This is a genomic window from Nocardioides sp. J9 (genome assembly GCF_007829375.1).
Classification (GTDB): Bacteria; Actinomycetota; Actinomycetes; order Propionibacteriales; family Nocardioidaceae; genus Nocardioides.
The window spans coordinates 1-11,328 of record NZ_VLJQ01000084.1 but is presented as its reverse complement, the minus strand read 5'-3'; the positions used below and the strand labels follow the sequence as shown (position 1 = coordinate 11,328).

Sequence of the window (11,328 nt, the reverse complement as noted above, 5' to 3'; positions counted from 1 at the left end):
CCGGCCAACCGCTCCGCGCCATCGAGGCCGAGCCCAAGCTGGTCAGCTACTGACCCCGGAGGCCCCATGCGTCCGCTCCGCACCCTGGCCGCGACCGCCCTCGCGCTGGCCGCGCTCTCCGGATGCTCGGACGAGAGCACCAGCCCAACCGAGACCTCGTCGACGCCGACCGAGAGCCGCTCGCCCACCGCCTCCCCCACCCCGGAGACTCCCGAGGAGCCCGCCCTGCCCGACGCGGCGACCAAGGCAACCAAGGCCGGCGCGCGGGCGTTCATCTCCTACTACTGGGACCTGATCAACTACGCGCAGGTCACCGGGGACGTGAAGGCGCTGAAGCGGGTGTCGGGACCAAACTGCGCCGGCTGCCAGTCCGGAATCAAGGGCATTCGAGAGCACTACCGCAGTGGCGGCAAGGTGCTCGGGGGCGAGCACAAGATCGATCTGGAGAAACTCAACCGGCTGTCCACCTCGTCTGGCGACGCACTTGGGTTCCACGGAATCGTGTCAGCCACTCACTCGGGCCAGACCATCGTTGCCCCGGACGGCAGCGAAGACGTCAGGGACGCTGGCACAGATAGATTCGATCTTTACCTCCTGTGGCGCGACAGCGCCGGCTGGCGACTCGATGTCATGGAGGTGCTGTGACTCGTTTGGCGTTTCTCATCTTCGTCCTGGCTGCAGCCTTGACTGCTCCAGCTCGCGCCGACGACGACACTCGAGGCGGCACAGGCGACAACACAATCTGGGTCGATCAGGTCGAGCACAGCTCGGACAGCGGACGGAACGCCGATTCGGGAGACGCTCCGTCGCCGACCTACTCCGGACCGCACATCATCCTCGGTTCGCAAGCCTGCGCTGGCGCGGAGGAGCTGATCGAGGAGGGCGCGCCGGCTGATGCCTCCTTCTGTCAAGAAGACGACGAACCGGAAACTGCGACGCTGACCGTGGGTATGATCCGCCGCGCCTTCGCCGAGCTGAAGCTCCCCGCCGGCGAGATGGTGGTCCAGCCGCCCGACGGCCTGACCCTGGTCAACTTCGACACGAACTTCTACACGACGACCATCGAGCCGATCACCCGCACCGTCAGGCTCCTCGGCCGCCAGGTCACCCTCGAGGCCACCCCCAGCCGCTACACCTGGACCTTCGGCGACGGGCARTCACTCACCACCACCGACCCCGGCGCGCCGTACCCCCGCCTCACCATCACCCACAACTACCTGCGCACCGGCACCTACCGCCCCACACTGGCCACCACCTACACCGGCCGCTTCCGTGTCGGCAACGGCCCSTGGCGCCAGATCCCCGGCACCGTCACCATCGACGGCACCGGCCAACCGCTCCGCGCCATCGAGGCCGAACCCAAGCTCGTCAGCTACTGACCGAAACGGCTGGTAGGCGAGACGTCATGCGAAGGGTGGGCTGTAGCCCTCGGAACGAATGACGTCCGCAGGTCGGCCCGCTCCGACCCGGCCAGTTGTGATCCACAGGCACCGAAACGCGGCACGGCTGTCCACAGGTCACACTCCGGCACGGCTCCGTCGTCACCCTCACGCGTGATCCTCAGGCGATGACCACGCCCAGCAAAGCGCGTCGCCGCCTGGCCGACGCCTCCGACCCTCGCAGCCACTGGATCGCCGGCCTCGCCCAGGAGCAGGGAGGCGTGCTGTCACGTCGTCAGCTGTACGAGCTCGGCGTCACGCGCTGGGAGGTCAGGGCGCACGTGCGGGCAGAGCGCTGGCAGCCGATCGGCGACCAGGCGGTCGCGGTCCACACCGGCCCGTTGTCGTTGCAGGGGCACCTCTGGGCTGCCGTCCTCCAGGGTGGTCCGCGCGCGCAGCTCGACGGAGCAACGTCCCTCGTCGCTGCCGGCCTGAAGCGATTCGAGCTGGACCGGATCCGCGTGTCCGTGCCGCGCGGAGCCCGCGTGCGACGGACGACCGGCTACGACATCCGGCAGACCCGCCGCTGGTCGGTCGCCGACCTCGCCTCGGGCGGCATCCCGCGCACCCGGGCCGCGGTGGCGGCGGTCCGAGGAGCGCTCTGGGCACGCAGCGACAGGCAGGCGGCCTACCTGCTGACGCTCGCCGTCCAGCAGGGCCTGGCGACGCCCGACCAGATCGGGACCGAGGCCCTGCGGATCCGGCGCGACAGCGGCGGCCGCTCCTCCACGCGGTCGTCAACGACCTCCTCGACGGCGCCCGTGCCCTGGGCGAGCTCGACATCGTCCGCGAGCTCCGGCGCCGCGGTCTCCCGGCACCAGAGCGACAGGTCCTCCGGAAGGACCGGCGGGGGCGCTACTACCTCGACCTCTACTGGCCGGAGCACGGCCTGGTCGTCGAGGTCGACGGCATCCACCACAGCTGGGTCGAGAACGTCGTCGGGGACGCCCTGCGCCAGAACGCGCTCGTCCTCGACGGTGATCGCGTGCTCCGGCTGCCCTTGCTCGGCCTCCGCCTCCAGCCCGACGAGTTCTTCGCACAGATCGCCGTCGCGCTCGGTGTCGCTGGCCGACAGGTCGCGTGACCGCGGGACGTCATGCGTTCCGTGGGCTAGAGCCCACTCTTCGTATGACGTCCTGCCGCACGAGAGCAGCCGGACATCACTTCACCAGGGTGCGCAGGGTGGCGAAGGTGACGGTCGAGGTGCCGGCGAAGAGGTCGTGCAGGCCGCGGCCGTCGGAGCGGAAGACCAGGGGCGGGACGACGAGGGCGACCAGCACCTGGCGGCCGAAGGCCTTGACCGGGTTGAGGCGGCGGAGCCGGCCGTCGGCGGGGACGACGCACAGGCCGGTGAGCAGCTTGCCGACCGAGCCGCCGGCCAGCCAGGTCAGCAGGGCCGACTCCACGACGTACACGGGCAGCACCAGGACGGAGGCCACGGAGCCGGTCGTCGTGTACTCCTCGAGCCCGACCACCGCGACCACGGCAAGCGTGCAGATCAGCCAGTCGACGAGCAGCGCGAGGATCCGGCGACCCCACGAAGCGGTCTCGAAGGTCGGCGCGGGCGTCCGGTAGGTCGGCGAGGGCACGGCGGCAAGCGTAGGCGAGGGCCGGGTGTGACGGTCGCCACGCTCCCCGGCAGACCTGTTACCTCCCCGAAACATTCGGGACACGGCAGGGACCCGCCCCGTCCGTAGCGTCCGGGACGACGACCGACCAGTGACGCCGCCGAGCCGCGTCCACGCGAGGAGCAGAGATGACCGCCAACCCCGTCCGCCTGGGTGCCATCAAGGACGCGCAGTCCTTCGAGGGCCCGGCCCCCTTCTTCGACGTCGCCGAGAAGACGGGCGAGATCTTCGGCGAGAACGTCTTCTCGCTGGCAGTCATGCAGAAGCGGCTCCCGAAGGCCGTCTTCAAGTCGGTCGCGGCCACGATCCAGAAGGGTGAGCGGCTCGACCCGGCCGTCGCCGACCTCGTCGCCACCGCGATGAAGGACTGGGCGATGGAGCGCGGCGTCACCCACTACGCCCACGTGTTCTACCCGCTGACCGGCCTCACCGCCGAGAAGCACGACTCCTTCCTCGAGCCGGTCGGCGACGGTACGGCGATCTGGGAGTTCTCCGGCAAGACGCTGATCCAGGGCGAGCCCGACGCCTCGTCCTTCCCCAACGGTGGCATCCGGGCGACCTTCGAGGCGCGCGGCTACACCGGCTGGGACGTCCAGTCGCCGGCGTACATCCTCGAGAACGCCAACGGCAACACGCTGTGCATCCCGACCATCTTCGTGTCGATGACCGGCGAGGCGCTCGACCACAAGACCCCGCTGCTGCGCTCGCAGGCCGCGATGGCCGAGCAGGCGCGCCGGGTGCTGGCTCTCTTCGGCCACGAGGACATCGACAACGTGGTGTCCTACTGCGGCCCGGAGCAGGAGTACTTCCTGGTCGACCGCGCGTTCGTGAACTCCCGCCCCGACCTGCTCAACGCGGGCCGGACCCTGTTCGGCGCGAAGCCGCCGAAGGGCCAGGAGTTCGACGACCACTACTTCGGCGCGATCCCCGAGCGCGTGCTGGCGTTCATGCACGACACCGAGCGCGCGCTGCTCAAGCTCGGCATCCCGGCCAAGACCCGCCACAACGAGGTCGCGCCCGGCCAGTTCGAGATCGCCCCGGTCTTCGAGCGCGCCAATCTCGCCTCGGACCACCAGCAGCTGCTGATGAGCACCTTCCGCTCGATCGCCAAGCAGCACGGCATGGAGTGCCTCTTCCACGAGAAGCCGTTCGCCGGCGTCAACGGCTCCGGCAAGCACGTGAACTTCTCGTTCGGCAACGGCAACCAGGGCAACTTCCTCAACCCGGGCGACAACCCGCACGACAACGCGCAGTTCCTGGTCTTCTGCGCCGCGATCATCCGCGCCGTCCACCTGCACGGTGGCCTGCTGCGGCTCACCGTCGCCTCCGCCGGCAACGACCACCGGCTGGGCGCCAACGAGGCTCCCCCGGCCATCATCTCGATCTTCCTCGGCGACCAGCTCGCCGACGTGTTCGACCAGATCGCCAAGGGTGGCGAGGCCACCAGCTCGATGCAGAAGGGCGTGCTGTCCGTCGGCGTCGACACCCTGCCCGACCTCACCCGCGACGCCGGCGACCGCAACCGCACCTCGCCGTTCGCTTTCACCGGCAACCGCTTCGAGTTCCGCGCCGCCGGCTCCAACCAGACCGTCGCCTCCCCGATGGTCATCATCAACACGATCATGGCCGAGGCGCTGGACTTCGCCGCGACCGAGATCGAGGCCGCGATGGCCGCCGGCGCGGAGTTCAACGACGCCGTCGCCGCCCTGCTCAAGACGATCGTCGAGGAGCACGGCGCGGTCATCTTCAACGGCAACGGCTACTCCGAGGAGTGGCACGCCGAGGCAGAGCAGCGTGGCCTGAAGAACCTTCGTACGACGGTCGACGCGCTCCCCGAGTGGCTGACCCCGGAGTCGAAGGAGCTCTTCTCGAAGTACGGCGTCTTCAACGACGCCGAGCTCGAGTCGCGCTACGAGGTCGGCGTCGAGCAGTACGTGATGACCGTCGGCGTCGAGGCCAACCTGACCTCCGAGATCGCGCGGACCGTCGTGCTTCCGGCGGCGCTGCGCTACCAGACCGAGCTCGCCCAGAACGTGGCCGCCCTCAAGGCAGCCGGCGTCGAGCCCGACCTCGGCTCGCTGCAGAAGGTCTCCGCTCCCCTGGCCCGCCTGACCACGGCCGTCGACGCGCTCGACGCAGCCATCGAGGGCGCCCACGAGCACGAGGGCATCGCGGAGGCGGCGTACCTGCGCGACGTGGTGCTCGCCGCCATGTGTGACGTCCGCGCGGCCGCCGACGAGCTCGAGGGCCTGGTGGCCGACGACCTGTGGCCGCTGCCGACCTACCAGGAGATGCTCTACATCCGCTGACCCTGCACCACCTGCACCGCCTCGGCCCGACGGCCACGCCCCCTGCTGGCGTGGCCGTCGGGTCATTTGAGAATCTGTTACACGGCAGAAACATTTCAGTGACGGTCGGGAAACTGCCTGTTCGGTAGGTTGCTGGGCAGGAGAAGCGACGCGACGGAGCGCCGCCGGTCCAGAACCGACACCGGCTGACCGAATGGCTCGCCGCGGAGCGCAGCCAAGGAGGAACGAATGTTCAACAACAGCGAAGAGCTGCTCAAGTTCATCAAGGACGAGGGCGTCGAGATGATCGACGTCCGCTTCTGCGACCTGCCGGGCGTGATGCAGCACTTCACCGTGCCCGCCTCGTCCTTCGACCAGTCCGTCTTCGACGACGGTCTCGGCTTCGACGGCTCCTCGATCCGCGGCTTCCAGGCGATCAACGAGTCGGACATGTCGCTGTTCCCGGACCCGACGACGGCGTACGTCGACCCGTTCCGCAAGGCGAAGACGCTCAACGTCAACTTCTTCATCCACGACCCGATCACGGGCGAGGCGTACTCCCGCGACCCGCGCAACATCGCGAAGAAGGCGCTGGCGTACCTCTCCAGCACCGGCATCGCGGACACGGCGTTCTTCGCTCCCGAGGCCGAGTTCTACATCTTCGACAACGTCCGCTACTCCACGGGCGTCAACGAGGGCTACTACCACATCGACTCCGTCGAGGGCTGGTGGAACTCGGGCAAGAACGACGAGCACAACCGCGGCTACAAGACCCGGCTCAAGGGTGGCTACTTCCCCGTCGAGCCGTACGACCACTACAGCGACCTCCGCGGCGACATGGTCAAGAACCTCGAGCTCTGCGGCCTCCAGGTCGAGCGTGCCCACCACGAGGTCGGCACCGCCGGCCAGGCCGAGATCAACTACAAGTTCGACACGCTGCTGCGCGCCGCGGACGACGTGATGAAGTTCAAGTACCTCATCAAGAACACCGCGTGGGAGCAGGGCAAGTCGGTCACCTTCATGCCGAAGCCGATCTTCGGTGACAACGGCTCCGGCATGCACGTCCACCAGTCGCTCTGGAAGGACGGACAACTTATGCAGCGCTGGGGAGGGGGGGGGAGCCGCTCTTCTACGACGAGACCGGCTACGGCGGCCTCTCGGACCTCGCGCGCTGGTACATCGGCGGCATCCTCGAGCACGCCCCGGCGCTGCTCGCCTTCACCAACCCGACGGTGAACTCCTACCACCGCCTGGTGCCGGGCTACGAGGCCCCGATCTCGCTGGTCTACTCCTCGCGCAACCGCTCCGCCTCGGTCCGCATCCCGATCACGGGCACCAACCCGAAGGCCAAGCGCATCGAGACCCGCTTCCCCGACCCGTCGGCGAACCCGTACCTCGCCTTCTCGGCCCTGATGCTCGCCGGCCTCGACGGCATCCAGAACAAGATCGAGCCGGCCGCGCCGATCGACAAGGACATCTACGAGCTCCCGCCGGACGAGATGGCCGAGATCGCCCAGGTGCCGACCTCGCTCGGTGCCGTGCTCGACGCGCTGGAGGCCGACCACGACTTCCTCACCGTCGGCAACGTGTTCACCCCCGACCTCATCGAGACCTGGGTGGACTACAAGCGGGCCAACGAGATCGCCCCGGTCCAGCTGCGCCCGCACCCGCACGAGTTCGAGCTGTACTACGACATCTAGACCTAGATATAGGAGAACAGCTCGAACTCGTTCTCCAGAGTCGTCGAAAGTGGCGGCTGACCTGCGGAAACTCCCCGCGCGTCAGCCGCCACTTCTCGTTGGGGTGCAGATGGGGTGCAAGCGAGTTCGATCAGATCTGTGCAACAGCTCGAACTGAGACTCGTGACGCAGGGCCCCGGCGAAGTGCCGGGCCTTGCGCTCGTCCGGCGTCACGCCAGAGCGAGAAAGAGCTTCTCCATCTTCTTGGTGTCGACGGTGTCCGGGCCGCCCTCGGTCAGACACTTCTCCAGGCCGGTGGCCACCAGCGCGTAGCCACCTCGACTGATGGCCTTGTTGACGGCCGCAAGTTGCGTAAGGGCGTCTTCACACTCCGAGCCCTCCTCGAGCATCCGGATCACCGACGCGAGGTGTCCATTGGCCCGCTTGAGGCGAGTGATGATCGCCTTGGTCTCCTCAGGTTCGAGCCGCATCGGAACCCTCCATTTCACCGGTCAAAGCGTTCATCATCCCCGACAGCCGCTCGCGCGCCTCGCGCGCCACGTTGGCGAGGGCCGGACTGAACTCGGTCATCACCGCCGGGTCGAACACCTCGACCGTCGCCCCATCGCCGCTGGCGGCCACCACCACATTGCAGGGCAGCATGGTCGCGACCCGCGGATCTGCGAGGAGCGCCTGGTGGGCCAGCTGTGGCCGGCAGGCGCCGAGGATGATCCGCGGCTCGGTCTCGACGCCGAGCTTGGCCTGCAGCGTGGCGGCCATGTCGATCTCAGTGAGCACGCCGAAGCCGGCGTCGGCCAAGAGGCCACGGACGCGCTCGACGGTGTCGTCGTACGGCGCCGCGACGGTGGCGCTGAGCGTGAAGTCAGTCATTTCGTTCCCTTCGTCGCAGCCGACTCTACATCCCCCCGGGGGGTTATGCTAACGTCGGCCCGCATATCCCCCTGGGGGGTTCCGATCTGAAGGGTTCAACCACTGTGCAGACGACACGCGAGTCAGCCGACGTACACGTCGCGACGACAACCGACACAGGGCCGCTGGGCCGACTGGGGATCTGGGTGACGAACCATCGGCGCCTCGTGACCGTGGCCTGGATCCTGATCGTCGTCGGCCTCGGGGTATTCGCACCCGCCGTGGAGAAGAACCTCTCCGGCGCCGGGTGGCAGGCCGATGGCTCGGAGTCGGTCGCGGTACGTGAGCTCGCCCAGGACCACTTCGGCGGCAACGCCAGCCACGCGATCCAGGTCGTCGTGCACAGCACCGACGGCCCGGTCACCGAGGGCGAGGGGCAGGACGTGCTCGCGGAGGTGACCCGCACCCTCGAGGAGGAGCCGCGCCTCGCGGAGGTCGTCGCCCCGATGCCCGGCGTCAGCCTCTCGGAGGACGGTCGGACCGCGATCGTCCTCGCCGGAGCCGGCGTGGACACAAACGAGATGGTCCGGGTCGCCACCGACCTCAAGGAAGGGCTTCAGGGCCTGTCTACCGACAGGGTGCAGGTCAACCCCACCGGATCCTCGCTGCTGTGGTCGGACTTCAACGAGGCGAACCTCGAGGCGATGTTGACCTCGGAGATGATCTCGTGGCCGGTCACCCTGGCCATCCTCGTCCTGGCGTTCGGCGCGCTGGTCGCCGCCGGCCTGCCGCTGATCCTGACCCTCGCCGGACTGGTCGCCTCGGCCGGTTCCCTGGTGCTCATCAACGAACTGGTTCCGGTCTCCATCTGGGCCATGAACTTCGCGATGATGTTCGCCCTCGCCCTGGGCATCGACTACGCCTTGTTCCTCGTGGTCCGCTACCGGGCGGCCCGCATGGGCCACCACGAGACCGCCCGTGAGGCGATCGCCGAGACCATGGACACCGCAGGCAAAGCCGTTCTCCTCTCCGGCGCTACCGTCCTGATCTCGCTGTCCGCGGTGATGCTCGTCCCGTCGCCGTCGTTCCGGTCGATGGCGGGCGGCATCATGCTCTCGGTCGTGTTCGTGCTTGCGGCGACGCTGACCCTGCTTCCCCTGGTGTTGTTCAAGCTCGACCACAAGATCAACAAGTTCTCGCTCCCGTGGGTCAACGCCGGTGAGCATCGCTCCCCCGCGTTCGCCGCCTGGGGCGAGCGACTCTGGCGCCGCCCGGTCATCTTCGGTCTCGGCTCGCTGGTCGTGCTCGTCGCACTCGCCGCGCCGATCCTCGGCCTCAAGACCGCGATGCCCTCGATCAAGGTCCTCCCCGAGGACGCCAGCGCACGCATCGGCTACGACCAGGTCCAGGACGCGTTCGGCACCGGAGCACCCGGCATGCTGCAGGTCGTCACCGACAACGACGACGCAGAGGAAGCCGCCCGCGTCCTGGAGGCGGACTCGGGCATCGGCGCCGTGCTGCCGGCAATGCCCGCAGCCGACAGGAGCGACCACGCGCTCATTCAGGCCGTCCCCACCGTCGATCCGTCCGACCCGGACCTCGGTGACACCGTCGAGCGCCTCCGCGCCGACCTGCCCAGGTCTGCACTGGTCGGCGGTGCCGCGGTGGAGAACATCGACCTCAAGACCCAGCTCGACGAGTCCACGCCCCTGGTTATCGGGGTCGTCCTCGTCCTCGGGTTCCTGTTGCTTCTCGTCGCGCTGCAGGCCCCGCTGATCTCGCTGCTCGGCACACTCGCCAGCCTGCTCTCGACCGCCGCCGCCTTCGGTGTCGCCCGACTGGTGTTCCAGGACGGCCACGGCGCCGGGCTGCTCGGGTTCGAGAGCCAAGGCTTCCTCGACGCTTGGGCTCCGGTGTTCTTCTTCGCGATGATCTTCGCCATCGCGATGGACTACACCGTCTTCCTGCTCGCCTCCGCCAAGGAACACTGGGAGAAGACCGGTGACCCCCGCGAGGCCATGGTCGGCGCAGTCGCGCACTCGGGGCGCGTCATCTTCGCCGCCGGCGGCGTGATGGTCGCCGTGTTCTTCACCTTCGCCCTCTCCGGCCCCCTGCCGCCCAAGGAGATGGGCGTCATCCTCGGCATCGCAGTTCTCCTCGACGCCTTCCTCGTCCGGCTCGTGCTGCTGCCCGTGATGCTCCGTCTCGCCGGACGCGCCGCCTGGGCCAGCCCGGCCTGGCTGCGCCGAATCCTCCCGGAGATCACCTTCTCCCACGGCTGAAAGGAACACCCATGACCGCCATCCGCGTGCACGGCTCACCGCACGGCAAGGCCGTCCTGCGCGATATCGGCCCGCTCCACCAGGAGCTGCGGCGCGCGATCCCAGAGGTCTACAAGGGCTTCGGCGAGCTGTCGAAGGCAGCCTTCGCCGACGGTGCCCTGGACCGCAAGACCAAGGAACTCATCGCCTTCGCGATCGGGGTCGTCGAGGGCTGCGACGGCTGCATCGCCTCCCACGGCCAGGCAGCCGCCCGCGCCGGCGCCACCCCGCAGGAGGCAGCCGAGGCGATCGGCGTCACCTTCCTGATGCACGGGGGCCCGGCGACCATCCACGGTGCACGCGCCTTCGACGCCTTCTGCGAGTTCGTCGACGCCATCGACGCCGGTGAAGCCCCGGCCTGACCCCGAGAGGAATCGACCATGTGCCACCCGAAGAAGTGCCGCACCTGCGGCAAGACCACCTGGTCCGGCTGCGGCCAGCACATTGACCAGGTCAAGGCTCGTGTGCCAGCCGAGCAGTGGTGCGCCGGCCACACCGCCGACGCCAACGACCCCAACGGCGGCTGGCTCAGCCGCATCCTCGGCCGCTGACGGCCCAGACGAAAGTGAACGCGATGAACGTCGACCGCGCCGTGTTCCTGATGGCTGGCACCATCACCCTCCTCGGCCTGCTGCTCGCCCTTATCGTCTCGCAGTGGTTCCTGCTCCTACCCGCCTTCGTCGGAGCCAACATGCTCCAGGCCAGCATCACCGGCCTCTGCCCCGCCGCGATGATCTTCAAGCGCATGGGCATGCCAGCGGGCTGCGCGTTCAACTGAGGCCATCCGCAAGGGAGCCGATCGCATACGCTCGCTTGGCCGAGTGCAGGCACGTGAACTGACACGACCGTCTCGAGGCGGAACCGGGCACGGAGGGAGATCTGGACAGAGCCCCGTGGGGTGGTGGGTTTTGAGGTGATCCTCGGTGCCTACTCGTCGCTGCTCTCGATGGCGGCGACGGGATCAGTATTGCTGGTCTCGTAGAGCTTGGCCATGGAGCCTTCGGACAGGTAGCGGCGGTCGCCGGCGATCCATTCGTCGTGCATGTCGATGAGCACCGCGCCGACGAGTCGGATGACCGCGGCGGCGTTGGGGAAGATCCCCA

13 protein-coding genes and 1 pseudogene are annotated in these 11,328 nt (G+C 68.4%); 9 read left to right on the top strand and 5 right to left on the bottom strand.

Annotated features, from left to right (window positions below):
- Nucleotides 1–66: 66 nt before the first annotated feature.
- Together L615_RS14175 and L615_RS14170 are read left to right on the top strand one after the other, a co-directional pair.
- Nucleotides 67–645: a DUF6318 family protein gene (locus L615_RS14175; protein WP_145725491.1), complete on the top strand. Its 579-nt coding sequence runs from the start codon at nucleotides 67–69 to the stop codon at nucleotides 643–645.
- A gap of 5 nt (nucleotides 646–650) precedes the next feature.
- Complete coding sequence (locus L615_RS14170; protein ID WP_145725490.1) at nucleotides 651–1,379, top strand: PKD domain-containing protein; 729 nt, start codon at nucleotides 651–653, stop codon at nucleotides 1,377–1,379.
- A 688-nt stretch (nucleotides 1,380–2,067) separates the two neighbouring features.
- Here the strand turns inward: L615_RS14170 and L615_RS24265 are convergent.
- Nucleotides 2,068–2,355 carry a hypothetical protein gene (locus tag L615_RS24265; RefSeq protein ID WP_261376699.1) on the bottom strand — a complete coding sequence of 96 codons (288 nt, stop codon included), beginning with the start codon at nucleotides 2,353–2,355 and terminating at the stop codon, nucleotides 2,068–2,070.
- Between L615_RS24265 and L615_RS24260 the strand changes: the two genes are divergently transcribed.
- A complete protein-coding gene (locus L615_RS24260) occupies nucleotides 2,329–2,523 on the top strand; it encodes a hypothetical protein (RefSeq protein ID WP_261376704.1) in 195 nt (64 codons plus the stop codon). The two genes, L615_RS24265 and L615_RS24260, sit on opposite strands and share 27 nt — an antisense overlap.
- 76 nt (nucleotides 2,524–2,599) lie before the next feature.
- Here L615_RS24260 and L615_RS14160 read toward each other — a convergent pair whose 3' ends face one another.
- On the bottom strand, nucleotides 2,600–3,028 hold the full coding sequence (locus tag L615_RS14160) for an RDD family protein (protein WP_261376698.1): 429 nt from the start codon (nucleotides 3,026–3,028) through the stop codon (nucleotides 2,600–2,602).
- 167 nt (nucleotides 3,029–3,195) lie between these two features.
- On the opposite strand from L615_RS14160, the gene L615_RS14155 reads away from it, so the two are divergent.
- Both L615_RS14155 and glnA read left to right on the top strand, forming a co-directional pair.
- A complete protein-coding gene (locus L615_RS14155; protein WP_145725487.1) occupies nucleotides 3,196–5,376 on the top strand; it encodes a glutamine synthetase III in 2,181 nt (726 codons plus the stop codon).
- A gap of 228 nt (nucleotides 5,377–5,604) precedes the next feature.
- A pseudogene (gene glnA, locus L615_RS14150) lies at nucleotides 5,605–7,055 on the top strand (type I glutamate--ammonia ligase).
- 209 nt (nucleotides 7,056–7,264) lie between these two features.
- Here the strand turns inward: glnA and L615_RS14145 are convergent.
- Both L615_RS14145 and L615_RS14140 read right to left on the bottom strand, forming a co-directional pair.
- On the bottom strand, nucleotides 7,265–7,525 hold the full coding sequence (locus L615_RS14145; RefSeq protein ID WP_145725486.1) for a metal-sensitive transcriptional regulator: 261 nt from the start codon (nucleotides 7,523–7,525) through the stop codon (nucleotides 7,265–7,267).
- On the bottom strand, nucleotides 7,509–7,925 hold the full coding sequence (locus L615_RS14140; RefSeq protein WP_145725485.1) for a DUF302 domain-containing protein: 417 nt from the start codon (nucleotides 7,923–7,925) through the stop codon (nucleotides 7,509–7,511). Before L615_RS14140 ends, L615_RS14145 begins: the two co-directional genes overlap by 17 nt.
- 185 nt (nucleotides 7,926–8,110) lie before the next feature.
- Between L615_RS14140 and L615_RS14135 the strand changes: the two genes are divergently transcribed.
- The 4 genes from L615_RS14135 to L615_RS14125 are packed head-to-tail and all read left to right on the top strand — an operon-like array spanning nucleotide 8,111 to nucleotide 11,003.
- Nucleotides 8,111–10,186 carry an MMPL family transporter gene (locus tag L615_RS14135; RefSeq protein WP_261376697.1) on the top strand — a complete coding sequence of 692 codons (2,076 nt, stop codon included), beginning with the start codon at nucleotides 8,111–8,113 and terminating at the stop codon, nucleotides 10,184–10,186.
- An 11-nt stretch (nucleotides 10,187–10,197) separates the two neighbouring features.
- Nucleotides 10,198–10,587, top strand: coding sequence for a carboxymuconolactone decarboxylase family protein (locus L615_RS14130; protein ID WP_145725483.1), 390 nt, complete (start codon nucleotides 10,198–10,200; stop codon nucleotides 10,585–10,587).
- 18 nt (nucleotides 10,588–10,605) lie between these two features.
- A complete protein-coding gene (locus L615_RS23355) occupies nucleotides 10,606–10,776 on the top strand; it encodes a hypothetical protein (RefSeq protein WP_186449869.1) in 171 nt (56 codons plus the stop codon).
- A 23-nt stretch (nucleotides 10,777–10,799) separates the two neighbouring features.
- Nucleotides 10,800–11,003 carry a YgaP-like transmembrane domain gene (locus tag L615_RS14125; protein ID WP_028655444.1) on the top strand — a complete coding sequence of 68 codons (204 nt, stop codon included), beginning with the start codon at nucleotides 10,800–10,802 and terminating at the stop codon, nucleotides 11,001–11,003.
- A gap of 149 nt (nucleotides 11,004–11,152) precedes the next feature.
- Here L615_RS14125 and L615_RS14120 read toward each other — a convergent pair.
- Nucleotides 11,153–11,328 (bottom strand): transposase (locus L615_RS14120; RefSeq protein ID WP_186449845.1); only part of this gene is annotated, 176 nt, incomplete at its 5' end.

Bases quoted from the DNA above. Each gene is read 5' to 3' on its own strand.
- L615_RS14175 (WP_145725491.1), top strand. From the start codon at position 67: ATGCGTCCGCTCCGCACCCTGGCCGCGACCGCCCTCGCGCTGGCCGCG.
- L615_RS14155 (WP_145725487.1), top strand. From the start codon at position 3,196: ATGACCGCCAACCCCGTCCGCCTGGGTGCCATCAAGGACGCGCAGTCC.
- L615_RS14145 (WP_145725486.1), bottom strand. From the start codon at position 7,525: ATGCGGCTCGAACCTGAGGAGACCAAGGCGATCATCACTCGCCTCAAG.
- L615_RS14140 (WP_145725485.1), bottom strand. From the start codon at position 7,925: ATGACTGACTTCACGCTCAGCGCCACCGTCGCGGCGCCGTACGACGAC.
- L615_RS14130 (WP_145725483.1), top strand. From the start codon at position 10,198: ATGACCGCCATCCGCGTGCACGGCTCACCGCACGGCAAGGCCGTCCTG.
- L615_RS23355 (WP_186449869.1), top strand. From the start codon at position 10,606: ATGTGCCACCCGAAGAAGTGCCGCACCTGCGGCAAGACCACCTGGTCC.
- L615_RS14125 (WP_028655444.1), top strand. From the start codon at position 10,800: ATGAACGTCGACCGCGCCGTGTTCCTGATGGCTGGCACCATCACCCTC.